This window comes from Streptomyces paromomycinus, from assembly GCF_003865155.1.
Lineage (GTDB): Bacteria > Actinomycetota > Actinomycetes > Streptomycetales > Streptomycetaceae > Streptomyces > Streptomyces chrestomyceticus.
In genome coordinates this window covers 4,933,836-4,960,687 of sequence record NZ_BHZD01000001.1, presented here as the reverse complement: position 1 = coordinate 4,960,687, position 26,852 = coordinate 4,933,836, and the positions used below count along the sequence as shown (strand labels likewise).

At 72.0% G+C, this 26,852-nt stretch carries 25 protein-coding genes; 12 read left to right on the top strand and 13 right to left on the bottom strand.

What is annotated here, in order from left to right; translation table 11 throughout:
* Positions 1–142 precede the first annotated feature (142 nt).
* Entirely contained in the window at positions 143–634 is a 492-nt protein-coding gene (locus tag OEIGOIKO_RS20975) for an Lrp/AsnC family transcriptional regulator (protein ID WP_125055337.1), read from the top strand.
* Between the two features lie 121 nt (positions 635–755).
* Here OEIGOIKO_RS20975 and OEIGOIKO_RS20970 read toward each other — a convergent pair whose 3' ends face one another.
* A complete protein-coding gene (locus tag OEIGOIKO_RS20970; protein WP_125055336.1) occupies positions 756–1,343 on the bottom strand; it encodes a TetR/AcrR family transcriptional regulator in 588 nt (195 codons plus the stop codon).
* 2 nt (positions 1,344–1,345) lie between these two features.
* On the bottom strand, positions 1,346–2,866 hold the full coding sequence (locus OEIGOIKO_RS20965) for a 3-hydroxyacyl-CoA dehydrogenase (protein WP_125055335.1): 1,521 nt from the start codon (positions 2,864–2,866) through the stop codon (positions 1,346–1,348).
* A gap of 219 nt (positions 2,867–3,085) precedes the next feature.
* On the opposite strand from OEIGOIKO_RS20965, the gene paaN reads away from it, so the two are divergent.
* Complete coding sequence (gene paaN, locus OEIGOIKO_RS20960) at positions 3,086–4,792, top strand: phenylacetic acid degradation protein PaaN (protein ID WP_125055334.1); 1,707 nt, start codon at positions 3,086–3,088, stop codon at positions 4,790–4,792.
* A gap of 44 nt (positions 4,793–4,836) precedes the next feature.
* Here the strand turns inward: paaN and OEIGOIKO_RS20955 are convergent, their stop codons facing one another.
* The 3 genes from OEIGOIKO_RS20955 to OEIGOIKO_RS20945 all read right to left on the bottom strand — a co-directional run bounded on the left by OEIGOIKO_RS20955 (position 4,837) and on the right by OEIGOIKO_RS20945 (position 7,966).
* The gene (locus OEIGOIKO_RS20955; protein ID WP_125055333.1) at positions 4,837–5,658 is read right to left on the bottom strand and encodes a TrmH family RNA methyltransferase; all 822 of its coding nucleotides are present in this window, start codon (positions 5,656–5,658) and stop codon (positions 4,837–4,839) included.
* A gap of 56 nt (positions 5,659–5,714) precedes the next feature.
* Positions 5,715–7,073 (bottom strand): HTTM domain-containing protein, encoded by a 1,359-nt coding sequence (locus OEIGOIKO_RS20950; RefSeq protein ID WP_246178063.1) that lies wholly within the window; start codon positions 7,071–7,073, stop codon positions 5,715–5,717.
* A gap of 284 nt (positions 7,074–7,357) precedes the next feature.
* The gene (locus tag OEIGOIKO_RS20945) at positions 7,358–7,966 is read right to left on the bottom strand and encodes a DUF5819 family protein (RefSeq protein WP_371858947.1); all 609 of its coding nucleotides are present in this window, start codon (positions 7,964–7,966) and stop codon (positions 7,358–7,360) included.
* Positions 7,967–8,193: 227 nt separating this feature from the next.
* On the opposite strand from OEIGOIKO_RS20945, the gene paaA reads away from it, so the two are divergent.
* From paaA to OEIGOIKO_RS20915, 6 genes are all read left to right on the top strand, one after another.
* Positions 8,194–9,153 (top strand): 1,2-phenylacetyl-CoA epoxidase subunit PaaA, encoded by a 960-nt coding sequence (paaA, locus tag OEIGOIKO_RS20940; RefSeq protein ID WP_125055331.1) that lies wholly within the window; start codon positions 8,194–8,196, stop codon positions 9,151–9,153.
* A gap of 206 nt (positions 9,154–9,359) precedes the next feature.
* Positions 9,360–9,626 carry a 1,2-phenylacetyl-CoA epoxidase subunit PaaB gene (paaB, locus tag OEIGOIKO_RS20935; RefSeq protein WP_030017804.1) on the top strand — a complete coding sequence of 89 codons (267 nt, stop codon included), beginning with the start codon at positions 9,360–9,362 and terminating at the stop codon, positions 9,624–9,626.
* Positions 9,623–10,420: a 1,2-phenylacetyl-CoA epoxidase subunit PaaC gene (gene paaC / locus OEIGOIKO_RS20930; protein ID WP_125055330.1), complete on the top strand. Its 798-nt coding sequence runs from the start codon at positions 9,623–9,625 to the stop codon at positions 10,418–10,420. The genes paaB and paaC overlap by 4 nt, the downstream gene beginning before the upstream one ends.
* Entirely contained in the window at positions 10,414–10,908 is a 495-nt protein-coding gene (paaD, locus tag OEIGOIKO_RS20925) for a 1,2-phenylacetyl-CoA epoxidase subunit PaaD (protein ID WP_125055329.1), read from the top strand. The genes paaC and paaD overlap by 7 nt, the downstream gene beginning before the upstream one ends.
* Positions 10,908–12,050 carry a 2Fe-2S iron-sulfur cluster-binding protein gene (locus OEIGOIKO_RS20920; protein ID WP_125055328.1) on the top strand — a complete coding sequence of 381 codons (1,143 nt, stop codon included), beginning with the start codon at positions 10,908–10,910 and terminating at the stop codon, positions 12,048–12,050. Before paaD ends, OEIGOIKO_RS20920 begins: the two co-directional genes overlap by 1 nt.
* A 93-nt stretch (positions 12,051–12,143) precedes the next feature.
* Complete coding sequence (locus OEIGOIKO_RS20915; RefSeq protein WP_125055327.1) at positions 12,144–13,277, top strand: acyl-CoA dehydrogenase family protein; 1,134 nt, start codon at positions 12,144–12,146, stop codon at positions 13,275–13,277.
* Between the two features lie 22 nt (positions 13,278–13,299).
* Here the strand turns inward: OEIGOIKO_RS20915 and OEIGOIKO_RS20910 are convergent, their stop codons facing one another.
* Complete coding sequence (locus tag OEIGOIKO_RS20910) at positions 13,300–13,644, bottom strand: rhodanese-like domain-containing protein (protein WP_125055326.1); 345 nt, start codon at positions 13,642–13,644, stop codon at positions 13,300–13,302.
* A gap of 10 nt (positions 13,645–13,654) precedes the next feature.
* Positions 13,655–14,596, bottom strand: coding sequence for a J domain-containing protein (locus OEIGOIKO_RS20905; RefSeq protein ID WP_246177457.1), 942 nt, complete (start codon positions 14,594–14,596; stop codon positions 13,655–13,657).
* A 177-nt stretch (positions 14,597–14,773) separates the two neighbouring features.
* Here OEIGOIKO_RS20905 and OEIGOIKO_RS43550 point away from each other — a divergent pair, with 177 nt between their 5' ends.
* Positions 14,774–15,577 carry a hypothetical protein gene (locus tag OEIGOIKO_RS43550; RefSeq protein ID WP_125055325.1) on the top strand — a complete coding sequence of 268 codons (804 nt, stop codon included), beginning with the start codon at positions 14,774–14,776 and terminating at the stop codon, positions 15,575–15,577.
* Here the strand turns inward: OEIGOIKO_RS43550 and OEIGOIKO_RS42925 are convergent.
* On the bottom strand, positions 15,540–17,852 hold the full coding sequence (locus OEIGOIKO_RS42925) for a DUF2252 family protein (RefSeq protein WP_246177456.1): 2,313 nt from the start codon (positions 17,850–17,852) through the stop codon (positions 15,540–15,542). The two genes, OEIGOIKO_RS43550 and OEIGOIKO_RS42925, sit on opposite strands and share 38 nt — an antisense overlap.
* A 561-nt stretch (positions 17,853–18,413) precedes the next feature.
* Entirely contained in the window at positions 18,414–19,748 is a 1,335-nt protein-coding gene (locus tag OEIGOIKO_RS20880) for an ABC transporter permease (RefSeq protein ID WP_125055323.1), read from the bottom strand.
* Positions 19,749–19,852: 104 nt separating this feature from the next.
* Between OEIGOIKO_RS20880 and OEIGOIKO_RS20875 the strand changes: the two genes are divergently transcribed.
* Complete coding sequence (locus OEIGOIKO_RS20875; RefSeq protein WP_125055322.1) at positions 19,853–20,287, top strand: MarR family winged helix-turn-helix transcriptional regulator; 435 nt, start codon at positions 19,853–19,855, stop codon at positions 20,285–20,287.
* Positions 20,288–20,344: 57 nt separating this feature from the next.
* On the opposite strand, the gene OEIGOIKO_RS20870 is transcribed toward OEIGOIKO_RS20875, so the two are convergent.
* Positions 20,345–20,707 carry a winged helix-turn-helix transcriptional regulator gene (locus OEIGOIKO_RS20870; protein ID WP_125046061.1) on the bottom strand — a complete coding sequence of 121 codons (363 nt, stop codon included), beginning with the start codon at positions 20,705–20,707 and terminating at the stop codon, positions 20,345–20,347.
* A 119-nt stretch (positions 20,708–20,826) separates the two neighbouring features.
* Here OEIGOIKO_RS20870 and OEIGOIKO_RS20865 point away from each other — a divergent pair, with 119 nt between their 5' ends.
* Positions 20,827–21,477, top strand: coding sequence for an FMN-dependent NADH-azoreductase (locus OEIGOIKO_RS20865; protein ID WP_125055321.1), 651 nt, complete (start codon positions 20,827–20,829; stop codon positions 21,475–21,477).
* A gap of 264 nt (positions 21,478–21,741) precedes the next feature.
* Here the strand turns inward: OEIGOIKO_RS20865 and OEIGOIKO_RS20860 are convergent, their stop codons facing one another.
* The 3 genes from OEIGOIKO_RS20860 to OEIGOIKO_RS20845 form a co-directional block, all read right to left on the bottom strand.
* Positions 21,742–22,428: a response regulator transcription factor gene (locus OEIGOIKO_RS20860; protein WP_125055320.1), complete on the bottom strand. Its 687-nt coding sequence runs from the start codon at positions 22,426–22,428 to the stop codon at positions 21,742–21,744.
* Between the two features lie 85 nt (positions 22,429–22,513).
* Positions 22,514–24,427, bottom strand: coding sequence for a sensor histidine kinase (locus OEIGOIKO_RS20855; RefSeq protein ID WP_246177455.1), 1,914 nt, complete (start codon positions 24,425–24,427; stop codon positions 22,514–22,516).
* A gap of 161 nt (positions 24,428–24,588) precedes the next feature.
* Positions 24,589–25,788: an MFS transporter gene (locus tag OEIGOIKO_RS20845; protein ID WP_125055318.1), complete on the bottom strand. Its 1,200-nt coding sequence runs from the start codon at positions 25,786–25,788 to the stop codon at positions 24,589–24,591.
* 143 nt (positions 25,789–25,931) lie between these two features.
* On the opposite strand from OEIGOIKO_RS20845, the gene OEIGOIKO_RS20840 reads away from it, so the two are divergent.
* On the top strand, positions 25,932–26,804 hold the full coding sequence (locus OEIGOIKO_RS20840) for a LysR family transcriptional regulator (protein WP_125058825.1): 873 nt from the start codon (positions 25,932–25,934) through the stop codon (positions 26,802–26,804).
* Positions 26,805–26,852: the final 48 nt, after the last annotated feature.

Below are 26,852 nucleotides of genomic sequence, written 5' to 3'. Positions count from 1 at the left end.
AAGAGACCGGGCGAGTGGCCCGCACCTACCGATTGTTCGGTCGTCGGCACATTTTGGCTACAGGCGGGCTCAGCCTGTGGACAATCGGTTCTCCACAGCCTGAGATGAGGACAGGGCGTCCATCCAGGGGAGGCGAGGCGGTATGCCGGACGAACAGATGGCCAACGGTGGCGGGCAACGCCCCGCCCGCCCCTTGGACACCATCGACCGCGCGATCCTGAACATGCTGCAGGCGGACGGACGCGCCTCGATACGCTCCGTCGCCGAGCGGGTACACGTTTCGCGCGCCAATGCCTACGCGCGCATCAACCGGCTGATCGACGACGGGGTGATCCGCGGCTTCAGCGCGCGCATCGACCAGGAACGGGCCGGGCAGGGCGCCTCCGCCTACGTCACGCTGAAAATCGTGCAGAACTCCTGGCGGACGGTCCGCGCGCAGCTCACCGAGCTTCCGGGGGCCGCGCACATCGCCCTGGTCAGCGGCGATTTCGACGTCCTGCTGTTAGTGCACACCAAGGACAACCAGGAGCTGCGGGAACTGGTCCTCACCCGTATCCAGTCGATCCCGGAGGTGCTCAGCACCCGCACCCTGCTCGTCTTCGAGGAGACGGATCTGGGGGCCGAGCAGAGCTAGACGGGCTGTTCAGGGACGTCTCAGGGGCGCCTCGGGGACGTCTTGCGGACGCCTTGCGGACGTCTTGCGGCGTTTCGCGGACGTCGCGGCCACGTCGGCGGCCGGCCCCGGGGCCTCCGCCTCAGGTCCGCAGCCCCGCGAACGCCGTCCGCACCACGGCCTCGGCGACCTCCTCGCTGTTCGCCGAGCCGCCCCGGCCCGGCCGGTACCACTCCACGATCGAGTTGATCATGCCGAAGAGCAGGCGGGTCGCCAGCCGGACGTCCACGTCCGCGCGCAGGTCACCGTCGGCGGCGGCCTGCTTGAGCAGCTCGGTGACCTCGCCGTCGAAGTCCCGGCGACGCTCCATGGCCCAGCGCTCCGTGTCCGTGTTGCCGCGCACCCGCAGCAGCAGCGTCACGTAGGGCAGCTCCTCCATCAACACTTCCGCCTCACGCCTGGCCACGTACTCCAGCCGTTCGATGGCCCGCCCCGTACGCGCCCCGGGTTCCTGGAGGACCCCGAAGAGCCCGTCCAGCGCCCGGCTTATGGCGCGGTGCAGCAGCTCTTCCTTGCTGCGTACGTGGTGGTAGATCGAGGACTTGGAGATGCCGGCCGCCCGGGAGAGGTGCTCCATGGAGGTGCCGTCGTACCCGCGCTCGTTGAACACCTCGACGGCGACCGACAGCAGCGAATCGGGCGTGTAGGTGTCGCGCTTGGCCATGGTCATGATTAGAGCATCCGGCCGTTCAGCTTCAAACTGCGGCGCAGGGCCCGGGACGGTCCGTAACGGCCGTCGGCGTACTGGTGGCGCAGCGTCTCCAGCAGGTCGCACAGCCAGTGCCGGCCGACGCGCGCGGCCCACTCCGAGGGCCCGCCGGGGTAGTTCACGCCGAGCCGCATGGCCGTGTCGATGTCCTCGCGGCTCGCGACGCCGCGCGCCTCGGCGTCCGCGGCGAAGTCCACGATCGTCGCGACGGTACGGGCGACGATCATGCCCGGTACGTCGTCGATGACGCTCACCTCCTTGCCGAGCGCCTGGAAGAGGCCGACCGCCTCCCGTACGTCCTGCTCGGACGCCTCCGCACCGGGCGCGAGGGCGATGCGGGTCGCGGCCCGGTAGTCCAGCGCCAGGTCGAAGCGGATCGTGGGACCGGACGGGTCCCCGGTGGCGGTGTGGCCGTCGGTCAGCGCCAGGCGGGCGCCGCCCGGCAACCGGATGCAGCCCTCGTGCTCCTCCGGCACGCGGTCCCGGCTGACCTTGACGCCGGCCTCCTCGACCAGCTCCTGGAGCACGGCGGCCGGCCCGGCGAGGTGCGTGTGCACCGTCACGGTCGCCGGTGCCGGGCAGGGCTCCGCGGTGTGCGGCTGCTGCCCGGGGGCGCCGTCGGCGTAGTCGTACCAGCCCCGGCCCGTCTTGCGGCCCAGCAGACCGGCCTCCACCAGGCGCCGCTGCGCCAGCGAAGGCGTGAACTTCGGGTCACGGAAGAAGCCTTCCCACACCGATCGGGTGACGGCTTCGTTCACGTCCTGTCCGATGAGGTCCATCAGCTCGAACGGCCCCATCCGGAAGCCGCAGGACCCGCGCAGCACGGCATCCACGGTGGCCGGGTCGGCGGCGCGCTCCTCGTAGACGCGCAGGGCCTCCGCGTAGAAGGGGCGGGCGATGCGGTTGACGACGAATCCGGGGGTGTCGGCGCTGCGTACGGGGGACTTTCCCCAGGCCTCGGCCGTCTCGTACGCGGTGGTGGCCGCCGAGGCGTTCGTCGTGAAGCCGCTGACGACCTCGACGAGGGGCAGGAGCGGTGCCGGGTTGAAGAAGTGCAGGCCCACGAAGCGCCCGGGCAGGCGGAGCGCGCCCGCGACGGCCGTCACGGACAGGGACGAGGTGTTGGTGGCCAGCAGGCAGTCCTCGCCGACCACGTCCTCCAGGGCGGCGAACAGTTCCTGTTTTGCGCCCAGTTCTTCCAGGATCGCTTCCACTACGAGGGCGGCGTCGGCGAGTTGGGGGAGCGCGGTGGCGGGGGTGAGGCGTGCGCGGGCCGCCGCGCGCTCCGCGGGCGCCATCCTGCCCTTCTCCACCAGCCGGTCCAGGCGGCGCCCGATCACCTCGGCGGCCTCGGCGGCCCGGCCCGGCAGCGCGTCGTAGAGCCGCACCGGGTGGCCCGCGACCAGCGCGACCTGCGCGATTCCCTGGCCCATGGTGCCTGTGCCGACGACCGCGACGGTACGGCCCGCTTCGATGGCTGTCATGACGGCTGATCCCCCCCGACGGAGTTGTCCACAGGTTCGCCGGACCCTCTTGCCCCGACCGATCGTTCGGTTACTCTAGCCCCGTCGCCGAAATGGTGCCCAGCCCTGTCCTCGGACCTGTCCTCGCAGAGGCGTCGCTCTCCCGGCGTGGCGTCCGCGTCACGCGGTGGGCGCCCTGAGACGGCAGGCCCAGTCCGCCCGACGAGGAGTTGGTCTTCGATGGCCGCCGAACTGACCGCAGCGCAGCTGCTCGAAAAGCACCGCCCGACGCTCGACCAGGCGCTGGAGGCGATCCGTACCCGCGCGTACTGGTCCCCGCACCCCGAGCACCCCAAGGCCTACGGGGAGAACGCCGCGGCGGACGGCCAGGCCGCCTTCGACGCCCTGCGCGGCAAGCGTTTCGAGCTGGACCAGCCCGGCACGGACGACTGGGCGGGCGAGGAAGTCTCCCCGTACGGCATCGGACTGAACATCAGCTACCCGCACCCGGACGCGGACGTGCTGCTGCCGGCGATGCGCGCGGCGATGCCCGCGTGGCGCGATGCCGGTCCGCAGACCAGGGCCCTGGTCTGTCTGGAGATCCTTTCGCGGATCAGCGCGCGCACCCACGAGTTCGCGCAGGCCGTGATGCACACCAGCGGCCAGGCGTTCATGATGGCGTTCCAGGCGGGCGGGCCGCACGCACAGGACCGCGGCATGGAGGCCGTCGCGTACGCCTACGCCGAGCAGGTCCGCACCCCGGACCAGGCCGCCTGGTCCAAGCCGCAGGGCAAGCGCGACCCGCTGGAGCTGACCAAGTCCTTCAAGGCCGTGCCCCGCGGCGTCGCCCTCCTGGTCGGCTGCAACACCTTCCCGACGTGGAACGGCTACCCGGGCCTGTTCGCCTCCCTGGCCACCGGCAACGCGGTCCTGGTCAAGCCGCACCCGCGGGCCGTGCTGCCGCTCGCGCTCACCGTCCGGGTGGCGCGCGAGGTGCTGGCCGAGGCCGGGTTCTCCCCCGACCTGGTCGCCCTGGCCGTCGACCGGCCCGGCGAGGGCCTGGCCAAGACCCTCGCGACGCGCCCCGAGGTCCGCATCATCGACTACACGGGCTCCACCGAGTTCGGAGACTGGCTGGAGGCCAACGCGCCCCAGGCGCGCGTCTACACGGAGAAGGCCGGCGTCAACACGGTCGTCATCGACTCGACGGACGACTACAAGGGCATGCTCGGCAACCTCGCCTTCTCCCTGTCCCTGTACAGCGGCCAGATGTGCACCACCCCGCAGAACCTCCTCATCCCCCGCGACGGCATCACCACGGACGCCGGCCCCAAGTCGTACGACGACGTGGTCGGCGACCTCGCGACCGCCGTGGACAAGCTGCTGGGCGACGACGCGCGGGCCAACGCCCTGCTGGGCGCGATCGTCAATCCGCAGGTCAAGGAGCGGATCGAGGCGGCCTCGGGGCTGGGCGAGGTGGCCCTGGCCTCCCGCGAGGTGGCCAACCCCGACTTCCCCGACGCCACGGTCCGTACGCCGGTGATGGTCAAGATGGACGGCGCGCGCAAGCTCTGGGAGGGCGCGGGGGCCGATGCCGCCTACCTCTCGGAGTGCTTCGGCCCCGTCTCCTTCGCGGTGGCCGTCGACTCCGCCGCCGACGCGGTGGACCTGCTGCGGCACACGACCCGCGTCAAGGGCGCGATGACGGTCGGCGCGTACACCACCTCCGGGGAGGTGGAGAAGCTGGTGGAAGAGGCGTGCCTGGAGGAGTGCGCGCAGCTCTCCCTCAACCTGACCGGCGGGGTGTACGTCAACCAGACCGCCGCCTTCTCCGACTTCCACGGCTCGGGCGGCAACCCGGCGGCCAACGCGGCCCTGTGCGACGGCGCGTTCGTGGCCGACCGCTTCCGGACGGTGGAGGTGCGCAGGCCCGCCCGGGAGAGCTAGAGCCCAGGTGAGCCAGGGCCCAGGTGAGCCAGGGCCTCGGAGAGCTAGAAGAGCGTCGGCCCGGCGGCCGCTCCGGTCACCCCGGCCGGGGCGGCTGGGGCCGCCGTGCCGCGGGACATCCAGTGGAAGAGGCCCATGGCCACGCTCGTGGCCAGGTTGAAGCTGGACACCCGCGCCCGCATCGGCACCGCGACCAGTGCCGATGCCCGCTCCCGCAGCTCGTCCGAGATGCCCTGCCGCTCGGACCCGAAGGCCAGGATCGCGTCGTCCGGGAACGTCACGGAGCGGATGTCCGCGCCTTCGGGGTCGAGGGCATAGACCGGTCCGGGCGGCAGTTCCGGCAGCGTCAGGCGCTCCACCGCGCCGGCGAAGTGCAGACCGGCGCTGCCCCGTACGGCGTTGGGGTGCCAGGGGTCGAGCGAGCCGGTGGTGACCACGCCGGTCGCGCCGAAACCGGCCGCCAGGCGGACGACGGCACCGATGTTGCCCAGGTTGCGCGGATTCTCCAGGAGCACGACGGGGGCGGGCCGCGGAATCTCGCGGAGCCTGGCCAGGTTCGCCGCGGCGTCGGGGCGAACGGCGAGGGCCGCGACACCCGTGGGGTGCACCTTCGGCAGGAGCGTGCGCAGTGCCGCCACGGGAACCTCCTCCGCCAGCACGTCGAGGTCACCGGTCAGGTCGTCCGCGAGTTCCCCGGCGAGTGCCAGCAGAGCGGGCTTGTCGCTGGTCAGGACATGCCGTACGTCCCCGCCGAAGCGCAGGGCGTGCTTCAGCGCGTGGAAGCCGTCCAGGAGGACCGAGGCGGGATCGCCGGCGCTCGCGCGCCAGCGCCGTACCGGATCGTCCGAGGTCCCGTTCTCGATCATTCCTCCACTATCTCAACTGTCCGCCGGGCGGACATCCGCCGCTTCCGTCCACGGCGTCACTCGCGTACCGCCGTACGGCGGGGGAGCACCCGGTCGCGTACGGAGGTGATCCGGGCCCCCAGCCACACCAGGAAGACCGTCGGCAGGAACACCGCGTCCGCCGTGATCATCGCGAGCGAGAAGAACGGCAGGCCGAGCAGGAACGCGATCGACAGGTGCTCGCAGATCATCGCGACCAGCAGCACGTTCTTCAGGCGGCGGTTGAAGAGGGTGAAGGGGAAGGCGACCTGCACGATCACCGTGCCGTACGTGATCAGCATGATCATCAGGCCGTTGTCGGCGAGCACCCGGGACAGCTCGGGCCAGGGCGAGAAGTAGTCCAGGTGCATCGGGTAGTACACCGCGGTGCCGTCCTGCCAGCGCGATCCCTGGATCTTGTACCAGCCGGCCGTGGCGTAGATCAGGCAGACCTCGACCACGATCACCAGCAGGGCACCGTTGTGGATCAGCTTGCCGATCATGTCGAGGACGGTGCGCGGCTCCCCGGGCGCGTACCTCCGCGCCGCCCACCACACCCCGTGGGAGAGCCACAGCACCCAGAACATCAGGCCCCAGCCCACGTTCGGGAAGGGCCCGGGGCCGAACCAGGAGAGGCCCGACAGGCCCAGGACCTGGGCGACGGCGAGGAACAACCCCAGAACCGCCCACAGGACGAGGCCGGTGACGTCGCGCTCCGGCCCCCCACCGGGCGGCCCGGCACGCTTCGCCGCGCGGCGCGCGTCCAGCGACCACACCTGCCCGCACCGGGTCAGCACCAGGTATATCGCCATCAGGTGCAGGACGTTGTCGCCGCCGTCCCCGATGAAGATGCTGCGGTTCTGCAGCGAGAGCACACCCACCATGAACAGCACAGACATGGTGCGGGTCCGCCAGCCGACCAGCAGCAGGGCACCGGCGACGACGGCGAGCCCGTAGACGAGCTCGAACCAGCCCCGGTTGTCGGTCCACGTCAGGACCGAGAACGCCTCGTTGCCGTCGAGGAGCCGGCGCGCCATGTCGCCGCTCCAGGGGCCGTGGGGCCCGTAGAGCTCATGCCGGTACGGCCACTCCCGCAGCAGGAAGAAGAGCCAGGTGGCCGCGAACCCGATGCGGAGGACGGCGGACTGGTACGGGGCGAAGGCGGTGCCCGTGACGCGCCTGAAGGCGTTTCCGAAGGCGCGCTCGATGCGCGTCTCGTCGGTGCGGGGGCGCGTCTGGGTGGCCGGGCCGCCGGTGGCCGGCCCGGGGGGCGGCTCCGCGGGCAGACCGGGGGGCGGGGGGACGGCGGGCCAAGTGGTGCGGGCCTGGGTGGGGGGACCGGTTCGTTCCGTCCGGCTCTGGGCCGGGACGGTCGTCGTGGGAAGGCCGGTGCCCATGTCCTTGTCCGTGCGGCTCTGGGCAGGGACGGCCGCGGCAGGGGTGCCGCTGTCCGTACGGCCGGCCGTCAGCGCGGCGCCGGCTCCGGTACCGGTGGTCGTCGCCGGGGAGCCGGTGCCGGTCTCGTCGGCTGCCGTCGGTGCGCCGCTGTCCGTACGGCCGCTCGCCGCCGCGGGTTCCGTCTCCGTACGGGCCTGCGCGGTCGGTGAGCCGGTGTCCGCCGCGCCCCGCCCCTCTTCCGAAGTCCCTTGCGAAGCCCCTTGCGGAGGCGTCCTGTGCGCTGTCACTGGATTTTCGCTCCTTCGGGCAGGTCGTCTGCGGTGACCGGCCACCAGGGCAGCTCGCGGTACCTGGGCTTTTCGCTGATCTTCTCCGCGCTCCACGACGGCGGGCTGACGGCCGTCGTCATCGAGCGCACCTGGATCTGCTCGACCTTGCCGCGCGCCGCCCACTGCGTGCTCATGCGCTGCATCACGATCCGCCGTACGTACTGCTCGGCCAGCTCACCCCGGGCGCCGGAAGTGCGGTTCTGCGCGTCGTGGGTGTTCAGGTAGTACTCCCAGGCGCGGCGGAGTTCGTTCTGCTGTGTGTGGCTCGGTACGGGGTTGTGCAGCAGGGCCCGGCCGTCGACGGCGGACAGGTCGGTCCAGCCGGTGGTCAGCCGGTCGTCGCCCGCGGTGCGCACCTGGGCGCGCACCTGCACCGCGATGTTCTGCTGGAGCGGATTGGGCGCGAACAGCTTCCAGTTCTGCTCGTACTCCGGGAAGACGTAGTCGTTGATCAACTCGCTGTGCTGCTTGCTCAGCGTGTTGGGCGGTGCCACGTGCAGGAACATCATCGCCAGGTGGACGGCGACGGCCAGCGTCACGGCGCCCGCCACGACGGTCGTCACGACGCGTGACGGTAGCGAGAGCGCGGCCGGTGGCCGCGGTTCGTCCCCGTAATGCTGCATTCCTGCCCCGTTCCCTGAACCCGAGCGGCTTTGCACCGCTCCGGAACCGTACCTAGGCGGCCCCACGCGGCACACCCTCCCCTGAGTTATCCACAGGCTTGACACCCCGCACGCGCGGCCACACCATTGAACCGAACGATCGGTCGGTCGGGAGGCAGGGGGATCACATGACGACGATCGCGCCGGGCGAGGAGTCCCTCGCGGCCCTGGAGGCGGCCTTCGACGCCGCCGTGGCCGCGGACGAACGCATCGAGCCGCGTGACTGGATGCCGGACGCCTACCGCTCCTCGCTGGTACGCCAGATAGCGCAGCACGCGCACTCCGAGATCATCGGGATGCAGCCGGAGGCGAACTGGATCACCCGGGCCCCGTCGTTGCGCCGTAAGGCGATCCTGATGGCGAAGGTGCAGGACGAGGCGGGTCACGGCCTGTACCTCTACAGCGCCGCCGAGACCCTCGGAGCGAGCCGCGACGAGCTGCTCGACAAGCTGCACTCCGGCCGCCAGAAGTATTCGTCCATCTTCAACTACCCCACCCTGACCTGGGCCGACGTCGGTGCCATCGGCTGGCTGGTGGACGGCGCCGCGATCACGAACCAGGTCCCGCTGTGCCGCTGTTCGTACGGCCCGTACGCCCGAGCCATGGTCCGCGTCTGCAAGGAGGAGTCCTTCCACCAGCGCCAGGGCTACGAGCTCCTGCTGGCCCTGAGCCGCGGCACCGAGGCCCAGCACGCCATGGCACAGGACGCCGTGGACCGGTGGTGGTGGCCGTCGCTGATGATGTTCGGCCCGCCCGACGACGAATCGGCGCACTCCACCCAGTCCATGGCCTGGAAGATCAAGCGGCACTCCAACGACGAACTGCGCCAGCGCTTCGTGGACATCTGTGTCCCGCAGGCCGAATCGCTCGGCCTCACCCTCCCGGACCCCGACCTGACGTGGAACGAACAGCGCGGTCACTGGGACTTCGGCCCCATCGACTGGGACGAGTTCCGCGAGGTGCTCAAGGGCAACGGCCCCTGCAACGACCAGCGCATCGGCCAGCGGCGCCGGGCCCACGAAGACGGCGCCTGGGTGCGCGACGCCGCGGCGGCGTACGCGGCCAAGCACGGGGAGGGAAACCGATGACCACGACCGGTACGGAACGCAGCGAGCACCCGGAGAACCGGCCGGCTCCGGGCGGGGCCGCGGGCCAGACCGGGCCGGGAGACCGCACCGAGCCCGGGGCCGCATCAGTGGACCCGGCCACGCCGCAGCCGACACCGGGCGGTGCGCCCACCGCTCCCCGGGGCAGCACACCGGCCGCGCCCACGGCGAAGCCCACCGACTGGCCCCTGTGGGAGGTCTTCGTCCGCAGCCGGCGCGGACTGTCCCACACCCACGCGGGCAGCCTGCACGCTCCGGACGCCGAGATGGCCCTGCGCAACGCCCGCGATCTCTACACCCGCCGCTCGGAAGGCATTTCGATCTGGGTGGTCCCGTCCGCCGCGATCTCCGCCTCCTCCCCGGACGAGAAGGACTCCTTCTTCGAACCGGCCGCCGACAAGCCCTACCGCCACCCGACCTTCTACGAGATCCCGGACGGGGTGCAGCACCTGTGAAGCCCGTACCGACAGCACAGGCTCCGGCCACCGCCGACAGCGCCGCCGCGGCGCCCGCCCCCGCGGGCTCCCTCGCCCGGGACGTCGCCGCCGCTGCCCCGGCCCTGGCCCTCGGTGACGACGCCCTCGTCCTGTCCCACCGCCTGGGTGAATGGGCCGGGCACGCCCCCGTTCTGGAGGAAGAGGTGGCCCTCGCGAACATCGCGCTGGACCTCCTCGGCCAGGCCCGCGTCCTGCTCTCCCTCGCCGGCGACGAGGACGAACTGGCCTACCTCCGCGAGGAACGGGCCTTCCGCAACTGCCAGCTCGTCGAGCAGCCCAACGGCGACTTCGCCCACACCATCGCCCGTCAGCTGTACTTCTCCACCTACCAGGAGCTGCTGTACGGCCAACTGGCCTCCGGGGGCTCCCCGCTGGCCCCACTGGCAGCGAAGGCGGTCAAGGAGGTCGCCTACCACCGCGACCACGCCGAGCAGTGGACCCTGCGCCTGGGTGACGGCACCGAGGAGAGCCACGAGCGGATACAACGCGGCCTGACCGCCCTGTGGCGCTTCACCGGCGAGCTCTTCGAGCCCGTGCCGGGGCTGGACGTCGACCTGCCCGCCCTGCACGACGCCTGGACCACCCGCATCGAATCCGTCCTGACGCGCGCCACCCTCACCGTCCCCGAGGGCCCGAGCCGCGGCGCCTGGACCGCGGGGGCCGGGCGCCAAGGGCTGCACACCGAACCGTTCGGCCGGATGCTCGCCGAGATGCAGCACCTGCACCGGAGCCACCCGGGGGCGACATGGTGACCACCACCCTCGAAGAACGGCTGCGGGCCCTGGCCGGCTCCGTACCCGACCCGGAGCTGCCGGTCGTCACCCTGGCCGAACTGGGCGTCCTCCGCGGGCTGCGGCTGACCGGCCCCGGACAGGTGGAGGTCGAACTCACCCCGACGTACACGGGCTGCCCCGCCGTCGAGACCATGTCCGCCGACATCGAACGCGTCCTCCACGACAACGGCGTCCCCCAGGTCGAGGTGCGTACGGTCCTCGACCCGCCGTGGACGACCGACGCGATCACGGCCGAGGGCCGCCGCAAGCTGACCGAGTACGGCATAGCTCCGCCACGCCCCACCGGCCGGGCCGGCGGACCCGTACCGGTGACGCTGGCCATCCGCTGCCCGCACTGCGGATCGACCGACACCACGCTGCTCAGCCGGTTCTCCTCCACCGCCTGCAAGGCACTGCGCCGCTGCGAGACCTGCCGCGAACCGTTCGACCACTTCAAGGAGTTGTGATGTTCCACCCGCTCCGGGTCGCGGAGATCGAACGGCTCACGGACGACGCCGTCGCCGTCACTTTCCAGGTGCCGCCGGAGCTGCGCACGGCCTTCCGGCACGTCCCGGGCCAGCACATCGCACTGCGCCGCACGGTGGACGGCCGGGAAATCCGCCGTACGTACTCGATCTGCACCCCGGCCACGGACGATCCCGTACTGCGGGTGGGGATACGCCTGGTCGAGGACGGCGAGTTCTCCACCTACGCGCTCAAGGAACTGGCCGTCGGTGACACCGTCGACGTCATGGCGCCGGCCGGGCGCTTCGTCCTGGAACCCCGTCCCGGGCACTTCGTCGGCATCGTCGGCGGCAGCGGCATCACACCGGTGCTGTCCATCGTCGCGACGCTGCTGACCCGTCAGCCGGACGCCCGTTTCTGCCTGGTCCGCAGCGACCGTACGGCAGCGTCGACGATGTTCCTGGAGGAGGTCGCCGACCTCAAGGACCGCTTCCCGGAACGCTTCCAGCTCGTCTCCGTCCTCTCCCGCGAGGACCAGCAGTCGGGCCTGCCCTCCGGCCGGCTGGACGAGGAACGGCTCCGCGCGCTGCTGCCCGCCCTGCTGCCCGTGGCATCCGTCGACGGCTGGTACCTGTGCGGCCCGTACGGCCTCGTCCAGGCCGCGGAACGCGCCCTGCGCGCCCTTCAAGTCCCCCGGAACCGCATCCACGAAGAGATCTTCCACATATCCGAGCCCACGCCGGCGGAAGCCGCCCTCGCGGACACCGTCTCCACGGATCTCGCAGCAGCGGACGCCACGATCGCGGGCACCCCGGTTGCGGGAGGCTCCGCCTCTCTCCCCGGCGGCCCGCCGCTCCGCGCCCCCGCGCACAGCACCGTGACCGCCACCCTGGACGGCCGGGCGGGCAGCTGGCCGGTCCTGGACGGTGAGCCGCTGCTGGAAACCGTGCTGCGCAACCGGGCCGACGCACCGTACGCCTGCAAGGGAGGCGTCTGCGGCACCTGCCGCGCGTTCCTGGTGTCGGGTGAGGTCCGTATGGACCGCAATTACGCTCTGGAGGACGAGGAAGTCGCGTCGGGATACGTACTCGCCTGTCAGTCGCATCCCGTGACGGAGGAGGTCGAGCTGGACTTCGACCGCTGACCCCATTCCCAAATACTGCAACCTGTTCTAACTTGACGACCACTTGACGACCCGTCAGGCAGTCACCGTGCAGGCCCGCGGGAGGACAGGACAGTGGACTTCACCTTCACCGAGGAGCAGCAGGCGGCCGTCGAGGCGGCCGAGGCCGTCTTCGCGGACGTCGTTCCCGACAGCGTGCCGAGCCCCGCCCTCACCGCCGGAGCCGTGGCCGAGGACATCGACCGCCCCCTGTGGCGCAAGCTGGCCGACGCCGACCTGCTGAGCCTGGTACTCGCCCCGGAGTACGGCGGTGCGGGCCTGGATCCCATCGCGCTCTGCCTGGTGCTGCGCGAGTCCGCCAGGGTGCTCGCCCGCGTACCGCTGCTGGAGAACAGCGCCGCGGCCCTCACTGTCCAGACCTACGCCACCGACGCGCTGCGCGCCGACCTGCTGCCCCGGGCCGGACGCGGCGAACTGGTCCTCACGGTCGCCGCTGCCGGACGCACCGGCCACGACCCCGCCGAACTCGCCGTCACCGCGCGCCGCGAAAAAACCGGCTGGGTCCTCGACGGCATGCAGACCGCCGTCCCCTGGGCGCAGAGCGCCGACCGCGTCCTCGTCCCCGCCCACACCGGCGACGGAACCGCCGTACTCACTCTCGTACCCCGCCTCCAGAACGGCGTCCGCCTCGACGACCAGACCTCCACCAACGGCGAACGCCACGCGGAAGTCCACCTGGACTCCGTACAGCTCCGCGACGAAGAGATGATCACCGCTCCCGGCGCCTGGGAATGGCTGCGCAACCTTCTCACCACCGGCACGTGCGCGCTGGCCCTCGGCCTCGGCCAAGCCGTACTGGCCATGACCAGTGCCTACACGTCAAAACGCGAACAGTTCGGCTTCCCCGTCGCCACCTTCCAGGCCGTCGCCGTCCAGGCCGCCGACCGCTACATCGACCTGCGGGCCATGGAGGCCACCCTCTGGCAGGCCGCGTGGCGCATCAGCAGCGGCGCGAACGGTGCGCTGCCGCCGGCAGGGGATGTCGCGGTGGCCAAAATCTGGGCATCGGAAGGCGTACGCCGCGTCGTGCAGACCGCACAGCACCTGCACGGGGGCTTCGGCGCGGACACCGACTACGCACTGCACCGGTACCACGCGTGGGCGAAGCAGCTCGAACTCTCGCTCGGCCCCGCCGCCGCACACGAAGAAGCCCTGGGCGACCTGCTGGCCGCCCACGCCCTCGGCTGAGCGGCCGACTGGACGCGGCAGGTCAGACGACCGCGCCCGGCTCGCCCTTGCTGTCCTTCACCGGGCGGCCGGCAGCCTCCCACGCCTGCATCCCGCCGTCGACGTTCACCGCGTCGATGCCCTGCTGGATCAGGTACTGGGCGACCTGCGCGGAACGGCCACCGACCCGGCACAGCACATAGACCTTGCCGCCGTCGGGCGCCCGCTCCGTCAACTCGCCGTACCGGCCGACGAACTCGCTCATCGGGATGTGCAGTGCGCCTTCGGCATGCCCCGCCTCCCACTCGTCGTCCTCCCGGACGTCCAGAAGGAAGTCGTCGGACGTCAACGCGTCGACCGTGACCGTGGGAAGAGAACCGAAATGCATGGACCCGACGCTACCCGACCAGCTGCGCCAGGTACGCCTCGCGCTCGGCCACATCCGCCAACAGCTTCTCGGCGATCTCCTCCAGCAGCGCGTCCGGGTCCTCGGGCGCCATCTTGATCATCGCGCCGATCGCACTGTCCTCCAGCTCGGCGGCGATCACCGCGAGCATCTCCTTACGCTCCGCCAGCCACTCCAGCCGCGCGTAGAGCTCCTCACTCTCGCCCGTCCGCTGCTCCCGCGGCACCGGGCCGGCCTCCCACTCACGGGCCAGCTCGCGCAGCGCCGCCTCGTCCCCGGCCCCGTACGCGGCGTTGACCCGCATGATGAACGCGTCCCTGCGGCCCCGCTCGGCCTCGTCGCGCGCCAGGTCGGGATGGGCCTTGCGCACCAGGTCACGGTAGACCCGGCGGGCCTCCTCGCTCGGCCGCACCTTCTGCGGCGGCCGGACCGGCTGCTCGTTGAGCATCGCCTCGGCCTCCGGGTACAGGCCCTCGGACCCCATCCACCCGTGGAAGAGCTCCTCGACATCGGGCATCGGCAGCACCGACGCCCGCGCCTCCCGCGCCTTGCGTACGTCCTCGGGATCACCCGTACGAGCAGCGATCGCCTCGGCGATCCGGGCATCCAGCTCGTCCAGCCGCGCGTACATGGGGCCGAGGCGCTGATGGTGCAGCCGGGAGAAGTTCTCCACCTCCACCCGGAAGGTCTCCACCGCGATCTCGAACTCGATCAACGCCTGCTCCGCCGCCTCCACAGCCTGCGCCAACCGCCCCGTCGAGGCCCCGCCCGCGCCACCGCCGTCGTGCGCGTTTCCGGCACCGGAACCGGCACCGGAACCGGCACCGGCATCGAAAGACGAACCCTGACCCTGAGCCGAGGCATGCGAGTCCTGAGCCGGCACGTCCGAGCCACCCTGATGCCCCGTGGCTCCCGTCCCCTCTGCTGTTTCCATCCCCTCAGGCACTCCTTGGCTCTCCGGGTCTCCCTGTCCGACGGGGCCTCCGTGCCCCACGGGGGCAGCCTGGTCTGCGGGGTCAGCCTGACCCGCAGGGAAAGCCTGACCCGCAGGGGCAGTCTGACCCGCAGGGGCTCCTTGACCTACGAAGGCTGTCTGCTCGACGGGGAAACCATGCCCCATCGGCCCCTCGTAACCCATGCAGCCCTCCTGGCCGCCCTGCACCGAATATCCGCTCTCGCCCGCCTGAACTGTGTGACCGACGCCCTCGTATCCGGCTTCGGCATACCCGCCCTGGACCGGGTGGTTGCCTTGGGCGGGGTAGTCACCCTGGGCGGAGTGAGTGATCTGGGCGGGATGGGGACTCTGGGCGGGGTGGGGGACCGGGACTCGGTAGTCGTCCTGGGCGGGGTAGGGGCCCTGGACTCCGTAGTCGTCCTGGGCGGAGTGGGGGCTCTGGGCAGGGAGGGGCTCCTGGACCCGATAGTCGCTCTGGACGGGGTGGGGGACCTGGGCAGGGTGGGGGCCCTGGACCCGATAGTCGCCCTGGGCGGAGTGGGGGACCTGGGCAGGGTGGGGGCCCTGGACCCGATAGTCGCCCTGGGCGGAGTGGGGGACCTGGGCAGGGTGGGGGCCCTGCCCCTCAACGCGAGCCCCAGGCTCACCCGGGGCGCCAAGGCCGGCGTGGCCGCCCTGTGCCACATCGGCCGCCTGACCCGTCAGACCCACTTGGCCTCCCACACCGGCTTGCCCCCCCACACCCGCATGGCCCTCCACACCGGCCTGGCCCTCCTGACCCACCTGGGCCCGCTGTCCCCCCTGCGTCACGTGGGTCGCATGCCCCGCGATCCCGTGGTCAGCGTGTGCGTCCTGGCCGTCCTGCGCGTTCTCCGCCTGCGAGTTCGTCACCCGGCCACCCTACGACCCGGCCCGGCTCCGCTCAGACTCCCGTCTCCGCGGCTATCCGCCCCGCCCTGATCGCCGCGACCAACTCCGCGTGGTCCGCCTCCGTACGGTCCGCGTAGGCCACCGCGAAATCGGCCAGCGCCTCGTCCAACGCCTCGCCCTTGCCGCAGTACCCCGCCACCACCCGCGGATCGGCACTGTGCGCATGCGCCCGGGCCAGCAAGGCGCCCGTCATCCGTGCGTAGTCGTCGATCTGGTCGCCGGCGAGGGCGGCCGGGTCGACGCTGCCCTTACGGTTCCGGAACTGCCGCACCTGGTAGGGCCTCCCCGCCCCCTCCCCCCGCCCCCCGCCCCGCCTTTCGTGTCGTGCCTCCGCCCACCGCTCAGCCCGCCACCGGCCCGACGGCTCACCCTCGCCCCGCGCCCCACCCCACGCCCCACTCCGCCTCTGCCCCCACGCCCCGCTCGGCCCCTCGCTCCCCGCCCCACCCTCGCCCTGCCTCTCGCTGCCCGCCCCACCACGCCCCACACTCTCCGCCCCGCCACGCCCCACGCCCCACGCCCCACCATGCCCCTCACGCCCCGACCCACCACTCTCTACGCCGCACGCCTCGCCGTGGCCCGCATCCCACGCCCCGTCATGGCCATCACCCCAGCCCGTACCCCACCCCACAGCCCGCGCCCCACCACGCTCCTCGACCACCGCGTCGCTACAGCCCTCGGCACACGGCTCAGCCCACGTCTCGCCCACGCCCTCAGCCGATGCCCGGCTCCCCGGCCCGGCCCACGCCCGCCCCACCCCTTCAGCCGACGCCTCAGCTCGCGGCCCAACCCACGTCTCCCCTGCCCCTTCAGCTGTCGCCCCAGCCCTCAGTCCGTCGCCCGGCTTCCCCAGTTCTTCGGCCGATGCCCCCGCCCCAGGCCCTGCCCACGCCTCGCCACGCCTTCCGTCCCCCGCCTCAAACCCCACCTGCCCCCGAGGCTCATCCCGCCCCACACTCCACAGCGCGCTCTCCCTGACGTCCCGCAACCCACCCCGAGTCGCGAGCCCCGTATCGAGCCGCGTCTCCGGCCGCAGCTCACGTCCCCTCTCGTCCTGCGCCTCAGGTCCTACCGACCACGCCTCGGTCCACTGCTCAGTCCGCCCCTCAGCCCCCTCCTCGCCCCTGCCCTCGCCAAGCCCCCGCTCACGTGCCTGAGCCACCTGCTCGCCCGCATCACCACCGCCCCTACCGCTCCCCGCGTGCGGCTCGTACACCGTTGTCCAGCCAAGCAGACTGTCGCTCACCACCTGCATGTGCCGCTGTCCGCGTACGATCCGACGGCCCTCGTGTGCGACCACCGGCGCGGGGAAACCGGCTTTCTCCACGTACGGGGTCAGCGCCGAACTCTTCGCCTCCTTCACCTGGAGCACCAGTGGCTGACCGCGGTGATCGAGCAGCAGCACGACGTAGGAGCGCAGGCCCACACTCCCCGTTCCCACCACCCTGAACGCCACGTCCTGCACCTCGTACCTGGCGAGCAGCGGGAGCCTGTCCTCCGGCAGCGTGTCCAGGTAGTCGGCGAGCGCGGAGACCACCGCGGCGGCCTCCGCGTCGGGTATGCGCCGCAGTACGGGCGGGGCGTCCACGAACCTCCTGCCGCCGCCGGATATCTCCTCCGTCGCCTTCGCCGCGAACCGCGCGCTGGTGTTCTTCCGTGCCTTGGCCACCACCCGCTCCAGCGTGCCCAGCAGGTCGCGGGCGTCCGCGTGGGAGACCAGTTCCTCGTCGGCTATCGCGTTCCAGGCGTCGGCGGCCGGCATGCCCGCCAGCAGCCGCATCGTGCGACGGTACGCACCCACCGCGTCCCGGGCCGCCTCACGGCACTGCTCCTCACTCGCCCCCGCCTCCCGGCCGGCCAGCACCAACGAGGCCACGAGCCGCTTCAGGTCCCACTCCCAGGGCCCGTACAACGTCTCGTCGAAGTCGTTGAGATCCATCACCAGCTTGCCGCGGGCGTCGCCGTAGAGACCGAAGTTGGCCGCGTGTGCGTCACCGCATATCTGCGCGCCGATGCCGGTCACCGGGGTGGTCATCAGGTCGTACGCCATCAGGCCGGCGGTTCCGCGGAGGAAGGCGAAGGGGCTGGTAGCCATGCGGCCGACCCGTATGGGCACCAGTTCCGGAAGACGTCCGGCGTTGGACTCCTCGACGGTCGTCACCGCGTCAGGCCGCCCGGCATCCGGCGTGAACCGGCTGTGCGCGGAACGTGGTGCCCGCTCCCGGAGCGCCTTGCCGACCGCCTTCGGCGCCGGTCCCCGCGCGTCCGGCTTCGCGAACCCCGTTACGTACGGCAATCGCGTCATCGCCGCCACCTCCCCCTCCGTACCCCTGCCCCGGCCCCGGACTCCGTCGTCCGACCGCGTCGGAACGTCCACGGAACCGGTGTTCTGCCGCCGGTCGCCGGGGCGCTGCCTCCGTCGCGTGTTCACGACGGTACAGACAGACCCCGCCTTGCGGCAGGGCCTGTGGATAACTCTGTGTGACGAATATGCGCGGGATGGACCTGTGGGGTGGAGCCGTGGGACGGAGCTGTGGGGCGGGCTCGGGACAGGGGAAGGATCGGGACCGGGGCGGGATGGGGCGGGCGCCTGTTGCGGATGCCTTGTGACTCGCTCGGCCCGGATGCATCGAGCGTTCACTCGGCCCGTTCGGCCCGCTCCGCCCGCTCCGCCCGGTCGGCCCGCTCCGCCCGGTCGGATCGAGCGTTTCACTCAGCCAGTTCGGGCCGCCCGGCCAGCCCCGCCAACTCGGTCAACCGGGACGACTTGTTCATCCCGGCCCCCTCAGCCGCCTAGGACCGCCCGGCCAGCCCCGCCAACGCAGCCGACCGGAACGACTTGTTCATCCCGGTCGACTCGATCGGTTCAGACCCCGACTGCCTCTTCCATCTCCTCCTCGGCCTCCTCAGCCGCCTCGGACCGCCCGGCCCGCTCCGCGTTCTCGCCGTCGCCGGCCCCCGCGGCACGGGCGGGGCGGCGTTCCGGCACCGTTGCGGCCACGGCGGCTGCGGCCACGGCCGTCGCGTTCTGTGCCGCGGCAGCCGCCGCGCGCCGGCGGCGCGCCTCGGCCAGGGATGCCACGCCGATCATCACGAAGCCCACGACCAGCCACAGCACCAGCGTCCAGACGTGCCCGGCCAGCCCGTTGTTGTCGAAGTAGACGTGGCTGCGGGTGCCCTCGACGAAGCCGGCGCCGTTCCAGAACGCGTGGAGGGAGGCGAAGAAACCGTTCTGCAGCTCGGGGCGGAAGACACCGCCCGCCGAGGTGAAGTTGAGCATCACGAACAGCGCCATGACGCCCAGCGTGGTCCAGCGCTTGAGGAACGTGTGCAGGCCGGTACCGATCAGCAGGATGCCCGCCGAGTACAGCCAGGCCATGGACCACAGCCCCCACATCCCGTGGTCCACGAGGTGGAAGACCGGCCCGGCGAAGAGCGTGCCGAGGATGCTGACCACGAAGGAGGTACCGACCGCCAGCGCCGCGCGCAGCCGGATCGGCAGGACGGCACCGGCGCCGCCGATCACCGCGACCGAGGCGTACGAACCGATGCTGATCGCGACCATCAGGAAGAAGAGGCCCTGGCCTGTCGGGTCGTCCTCGGCCGGCGGAGCGACGTCGGTGACCTTGAGCGGCGTGCCCTGCTGGGCCGCGACGGGGGTGAAGATCTTCTGCACCACGGTCGCCGTGGTGTCGGAGCCGGCGGTCGCGACCACCAGTTCCGGTGCCGCCTTCGCACCGGCGGCGGTCGCGCCGTCGTTCTTCACGGCCGCGCCGCCGTCGTTCTTCACGGCAGCCCCGGGGCCATTCTTCGCCGTCGGCGCGCCGTCCTTCGGGGCCGACGCCCCGCCGCTCGTCCCGGCCGGTGCGCCACCGCCGGAGGCGTGCGTGTCCATGACGTACGCGCCGAAGATCTCCTGGTGCTTCAGCTGGTCCACGGCCTCGGCCCGGCTGTCGACGGTGCGGACGTCCAGGCCGCCGTGCGCCTTGTCGCTGATCGACTGGGCGAGCACCTGCGCCTGGGATCCCGAACCGACCACGGCGACGGGCAGGTGGTGCGGCTCGGGGTGCGCGAACGCCCCCAGGTAGGCCAGGCCCATCCCGATGCACATCAGCAACGGGGTGACCAGGTGGGTCAGGACGTGCCGCAGATCGGCTCGGTGATCGGGGCGGTGGTGGTCAGGACGTCGGACCGAACTCATGCGTCGTGCCTTCTCAAGCTAGTCGCTCAGCATCGAGTAGTTGGCTTATACAACTCTCACTTCACGTTGTACTATACAACTACTTCAACGAAAGGCAAGCACCCGTGGCCCGCAGAGACGAATCCGTCGAGACCATCCAGCAGGAGATGACCGCGTTCGCCCGCCGGGCACGCGCCACCGCCGCCCGCATGCACCCCGAGCTCTCGCTCGTCTCCTACACGCTGCTGGCGCACCTCGACGACCAGCAGGGATGCCGCGCGACCGACCTCGCCGCGCACTACCTCCTGGACAAGTCCACGGTCAGCCGGCAGATCTCCGCCCTGGAGAAGCTCGGCTTCGTCGAGCGGCGCGTCGACCCGGACGACCACCGCGTCCAGGTGCTGCACCCCACGACCAAGGGCGCGCAGATGCTGGCCAATGTCACCGCCAGCCGCCGCCAGGCGTTCCACGAGCGGCTCGCCGACTGGGACGAGGAGGACCTGGACCGTTTCGCCTCGTACTTGCTGCGCTACAACGCCGCGCAGGCACGGCTCGGCTGAGGGCCACAGACAGCCCCGGCCCCCGGCCCTGCCGGCCCCGCCGCCGCCCGCCCCTGCTCAGCCCCGGAAGCGTGCCGGGCACTGCCCGCCGTCGGCGAGGTACGTCTCCGCCCACCGGGACAGTTCCTTGAGCGCGGGGTCGAGTGCCCGCCCCGCCTCGGTCAGGCGGTACGAGACGCGCAGCGGCGGGCCGCCATCCACCTCGCGCACGACCAGACCGGCCGCGGACAGTTCCGTGAGCCGGTCCGAGAGCATGCGTTCACTGATTCCGGGGACCGCCCGCCGCAGCTCGGCGAAGTACACGGGGCCGTCGAGCAGGACGGCCACGACCAGGCCGGTCCACCGTTTCCCCAACAGCGCGAAGACCCGCGTCATGCCGGTGTCCACCTGCCTGCATGCCTCTTCGCCGCGCTCCGTCATACGCCCAGGTTACTGCTCCGGCGTTGGGTACTAAAGAAAAGTAAGCTACTGTTCTATCCATAGGTACGAACGGAACTCATCCGCGGGCCGCATGCCGGCCACGACCGAAGGACCGCATCATGGCCACGCTCCTGCACCTCGACTCCTCCCTCTTCCCGGCCGACGGATCCGCCTCCCGCGCGGTGACCGCCGCCTTCCGCAAGGCTTGGGAGGAGCAGCACCCCGACGGCACCGTCGTCTACCGGGACCTCGCCGCCACACCGCTGCCGCACCTGGAGGCCGCTGGATTCACCGCCGCCTTCAGCGCCCCGGAAGACCTCACCCCGGAGCAGCGGGCCGCCTTCGCGCAGCGCCTCGAACTGGTGGAGGAGCTGGAACAGGCGGACGCGGTCGTCCTCGGCGCCCCCATGTACAACTTCACGATCCCCTCCACCGTGAAGGCATGGCTGGACCACGTGATCATCATGAACCGGACCACCGGGGACGAGTCCACGCTCAAGGGCAAGCCGCTGACCGTCGTCACCAGCCGTGGCGGCTCGTACGCCCCGGGCACGCCCCGCGCAGGCTTCGACTACGTGCAGAACTACCTGGAGGCCGTGCTCGGCACCATGTTCGGCATGGAGGTCGACTTCATCGTCCCCGAGCTGACGATGGCGCCCACCAACCCCGCGATGGCGGACCTCATACCGCTGTACGAGGCGTCCCGCGACAAGGCTTTCCAGGAAGCCGCCGACAAGGCCAAGGCCCTCGCCACGCGCCTGGCCGCCTGACCACCTGACCGCCTGGCCGCCTGGCCGCCTGGCCGCCTGGCCGCCTGACCCGACGCTACGGACACGCGCCCGGCCGCCTGAAGCAACTGCTACGGAACGCGCTTCGCCGCCCGTCCCGACGCTACGGACACGCGCCTCACCGCCCGAACCGTCGCTACGGACACGCGCCTCACCATCTGACGCACCGCGGCCCGGCGCGGCCCCGCGCAGGCCCGCGCACGCCCCGCACCTGCCCGGCCCGGACGCCATTCGGGTCGGGCCGCCCTACGCCCCCGACTCCGCGTCGCGCGCGAGCAACGCCGCCTGTACCCGGTTCTCGCAGCCCAGCTTGGACAGGATCCGGCTGACGTACGTCTTCACCGTCGCCTCGCTCATGTGGATCCGCTCACCCGCGTCGGCGTTGGACAGCCCCTCGCCGAGCAGGGACAGCACCTCCTTCTCCCGTTCCGTCAGGACGGACAGCCGCCGCCTGGCCTCCTCCGCACGCCGTGCCGTGCGCGTCGCGCCGGTCTCGCCGTCCGCACCGCTGCCGTGTGCCACCAGCGAATCGGCCACGTGCCGGGTCGCCACCGGCGACATGTAGGCATGGCCCTCGGCCGCGGCGCGCACCGCCCGGATCAGCTCGTCCGGCGCGGAGTCCTTCAACAGGAAGCCCGCGCTTCCCTCGCCCATCGCCCGCAGGACGTTCTCCCGCTCCCCGAACGTCGTCAGGATCAAGGCCCGTACGGCGGGTGCCGCGCGGCGCAGCTCGGCGAGTGCCGTCAGCCCGTCCATGACCGGCATCTGGATGTCCAGGAGCACCACGTCCGCACCGTGGACCCGCGCGGCCTCGACCGCCTCCTTGCCGTTGCCCGCCTCCGCCACGACCGCGATGTCCCGGTCGGAGGTGAGGATCATCCGGATACCGGCTCTGATGAGCGGCTCGTCGTCGGCCACGATCACCCTGATCACTCGGGCTCCCGCACGGGCTCGGTCGGTTGCTTCCACGGACAGCGCCATCTTCCCCCCACTCACGCGCCGGTCCGTCCGGCCGCCTTCAGACCTTCCCCACGAAGGTCTGCTTCTCCACCAGCTTCCCGTCCTTGAAACAGAACCGGAACGCGCGCTCCTGCGCCCAGTCCTCGGACGGTTCGTCGGACGCGAACGTCTCGCAACGCGCGCCCTCCGGCTTCGCGGGCCCCTGGTCGTTCAGCTCGCTGTTCAGGAACGACTCCGCCGGCAGTTGTTCGCGCACCTCGTCCTCCGGGGCCCCGGTCTTCAGCCGCTCGAAGGTGGCCGGTGCCACCGAACTCTCCTCCATCGCCTTGAAGAGCTCGACCGCTCCCCACGCGGTCACCAGGCCCAGGACCACGACCACGCCCGCCGCCAGACCGCACCCGACGGCGAACCCGCTGCGCCTCGGCTCCCCGCGGAACATCGCCGTGTCCGGCGCCGCATACACCCGGGACCAGTCGATGACCGGCTTACCGTCCTTGCCGGTTCGCACCACGGGGCGCCCGCGCCCGGGGTCCGGGAAACCGCCGATCGGAGCATCCGGACCGCACGGGCCGCCTGGCCCACCCGGCCCGGCTGCCGCCCCTGCCGCTTCTCCCGTCGGTACGGGTTCCCTGGCCGTCGCCGGCACCGCCACCGGCCCGTACGGCAGCACCCCTGCGAGCCGGAAGCCGCCGCCCGGCACCGGACCGCTGTGCACCATGCCGCCCACCAGCCGTGCCCGCTCCCGCAGCCCCGTCAGCCCCTGGCCGCCGCTGACCTGGGGACCGCCGGCCGCGCCCGGTGGCACCGGACCGTTGACGACCTCCACCAGCAGCGAGTCCGGCTCGTAGCGCAGCGCCACCGCCACCGGCGCCCCCGACGCGTGCTTGTGCGCGTTGGTCAGCCCTTCCTGCACGATGCGGTAGGCGGCCCGGTCGACGGCCGGCGCCAGCGCGCGCGGCTCCCCCGACCGGGAGACGGATATTCGCGCCCCCGCGCCACGCGACGCCTCGGCCAGCGCGTCCACCTGGTCCACCCCGCGCTGCCCCGCGTCCGGAGCCGTGCCCGCGCCGATCGCCGGATGTGCGCCGGCCGTGTCCTCGTGCTCGTCGCGCAGCAGCCCCACCACCTCACGCAGTTCGCGCATCGCCGCCACCGATGCCCCGCGCAGCACGCCGACGGCCTCCCGCTGCCGCCCGTTCAGCTCGGAGTCCACCTCCAGCGCGCCCGTGTGCACGGCGATCAGCGTGAGCTGGTGACCCAGGCTGTCGTGCATGTCCTGCGCGATGCGCTGCCGCTCGCGCAGCCGCGTCTGGCGGGCGATCATCGCGTTCTCCCGCAGCAGTTGGGTGCGCTGCGCGTGGAGCGTCTCCACCAGGGTGCGGTTCTGCGACCAGTAACGACTTGAGATGCCCGGCATGGCCACTATCGCCAGGAAGCACACCGCCAGGATCATCAGCTTCTCCGGCGACACCAGCGGGAAATCCTGGACCACCGGCACCACCGTGCCCGCCAGCAGCGCCACCGCGAACACCGCCAACGCCCGCGCGCTGCCCGCGATCCGGCGCCCGGCCGACCAGCCCGCCACGATCAGCAGCACCATCATCCCCGCGTACGACCAGCTCAGCGCCGCCGCGATGATCAGCACCGTGCCGGGCAGAGCTCGGCGCAGCGGTGCGAGCACCACCACCGCGCCCGTCACCAGCCACGTACGGACGTCACCGCTGTCGCTGAGCTTCTCCATGCCGAGCGCGATCAGGCCCAGCAGCAGTGCCAGCAGCGACTCACCGACGACGCGGTACGGCGGCCACTGCTCCGGACGGGCCAGGCACCGCCACCCCCGCCCGATCGCCGCCCGGACCTCCGCGAGCCGGACCCCCGCCGCCCGGACCGCCGCCCGGTCCGGGGTCGCACGGTCCGCAGTCACCCGGTCCGCTGCCCCGTCCGCCACCTGTTCCTTCCCCCTGATGTTCACGTACCGAGCGTAGGCACGCCCCGCCCACCGACACAGTCACCATTCGTCGCTCCCTGCCGTAACGAAAGTCGCGGCCGCGAAGCCCCCACCGTCCCCCTTGGCCCCGCACGCCCGCCCCGTCCCCCACAGCTCCCCGAACAGTCCGTCTTTCACCACTCCCTTCACACTCTCCCCACCCCTGGCCCCCGCCCCACCCCCACCGCGACCAACGCCCCCACCGCCAGCGCGCCCCCGCTCCACAGCACCGCGGTGATCCCCCAGCCGTCCACCACCCGGCCCCCGCCGAAGGCACCCAGGGCGATGGCCGCGTTGAACACCGCCACGAAGAGCGCGGACGCCGCCTCCCGCGCCTCCGGGGCCACCACCATCAGCCAAGTCTGCGTACTGACCGACACCCCTCCGTAAGCCAGCCCCCAGACCGCCAGCAACGCCGCCGCCCCCGGCACACCCACCCCGAGCACCGGCACCAGCAGCACGGCCCCGGCCAGCACCGCGCTGATCACCACCAGCGTGCCGCGCGGCGACCGCCCCGCACCCGCACCGCCCACGAAGTTGCCCGCCACCCCCGCTACCCCGTACACCAGCAGCAACGTGCTGATCACCCCGGGACCGACCCCGGACACCTCCTCCAGCACCGGCCGCACATACGTGTACGCGGCGAAGTGCCCGCCCACCAGGAGCGCCACCACGACCAGCCCGGTCCGCACCCGCGCGTCGTGGAACAGCCGCAGCACCCCGCCCAGCCGTACCGCCCCCTCGGCCGGCAGCGGCGGCAGCAGCACGGCGAGCGCCCCCGTGACCAGCGCCGCCAGCACGCCCACCACCACGAGCGCCGCGCGCCACCCGCCCAGTTGCCCGATCAGCGTGCCCATCGGCACCCCGAGCACGGACGCGGCAGCCACCCCACTGAAGATCAACGATGTCGCCGCGGCCACCGACCGCGCCGCCACCAGCCGTACCGCGAGCCCCGCCGCCAGCGCCCACACACCGCCCATACCCAGCCCGACCAGCACCCGCGCCGCCAGCATCACCCCGAAGTCCGGCGCCCACGCGGCCAGCAGGTTCGCCGCCGCGAGCATCGCCATCAGCCCGCACAGCACCACCCGCCGGTCAGCACGCCTCACCGCCAGGGTGAGCACCGGCGCCCCCAACGCCGCCACCACACCGGCCACCGTGAGCGTCAGGCCCGCCGTACCGTCCGTGACCCCCAACGCGCCCCCGATGGGCGTCAGCAGCCCCACCGGCAGCATCTCCGACGTCACCACCGTGAACGTGGCCGCCGCCAGTCCTCCCACCGCGGGCCACCCCGCGCCCCGCCGCAACTCGCCGTCGCGGCCCGCCGTTTCCTCGATCGTCTTCATGCCCCCAGCCAATGCGCAGCCACCCGCGGGAACAACGGCGAACCCCGCACGCTTCCATGAGCGTGGCTCATCGATCCCGGAGTACCCGGAGTACCCCTTCCCCCCGGAGCAACACCGCGCCCGTCACCTCCGGCGGCCTGGAGATGCGCGAACTGGAGTGCTTCCTGGTCCTCGCCGAAGAACTGCACTTCGGGCGCACCGGCGCACGCCTGTACGTCTCCCAGAGCCGCGTCAGCCAGCTCGTCCGCGCCCTGGAACGCCGCGTCGGCGCCCGCCTCGTCGAGCGCACCAGCCGCCGGGTACGGCTCACCCCTCTGGGTACGGACTTCCTGGCCGGCCTGCGCCCCGCCTACGACGCCCTGCGCGGCACAATCGAGTCCACCGTCGCCGCTGCCCGCGGCATCGAGGGCCGGCTGCGCATCGGCTTCCAGGGGACCGCCGACGACCGGATCATGCGGGCCATCGACACCTTCCACACCCGCCACCCCGGATGCGCCACGGAGATCGTCGAGATTCCGCTCCACGACCCCTTCGGCCCGGTGCACCGGGGAGAGGTCGACGCCGCCGTCGTCCTGCTGCCCGTCGAGGAACCCGGCCTCGTACTGGGCCCGGTCTTCTCCGAGCAGCAGCAGACCCTGGCCGTCTCCGTACGGCACCCCTTCGCCTCCCGCGCCTCCATCGACGCCGAGGACCTGGCCGACGGGCCGCTCGTCGGCGTCGAAGGCCCCGCCCCCGAGTACTGGCGCTACGCCCAGGCCCCCACCAGCACCCCCGGCGGCCGCCCCATCCCGCCCGGCCCCGGCGTCCGCACCCTCCAGGAGGGCCTCACCCTGGCCGCCGCCGGACGCGGCGCGATGCTGCTCTGCCGCCCCACGGCGGACTACCACGGGCGCCGCGACATCACGTTCGTACCGGTCACCGGCCTGCCGGACTCCGCACTCGGACTCGTCTGGCACCAGGACCGCGAGACCGCGCGCACCCGCGCCTTCAGTACGGCAGTCACCGATGTGACGTAGCGCTCGCCGACGCGACGCGGGGCCGCCGGTGTGATGTAGAACTCACTG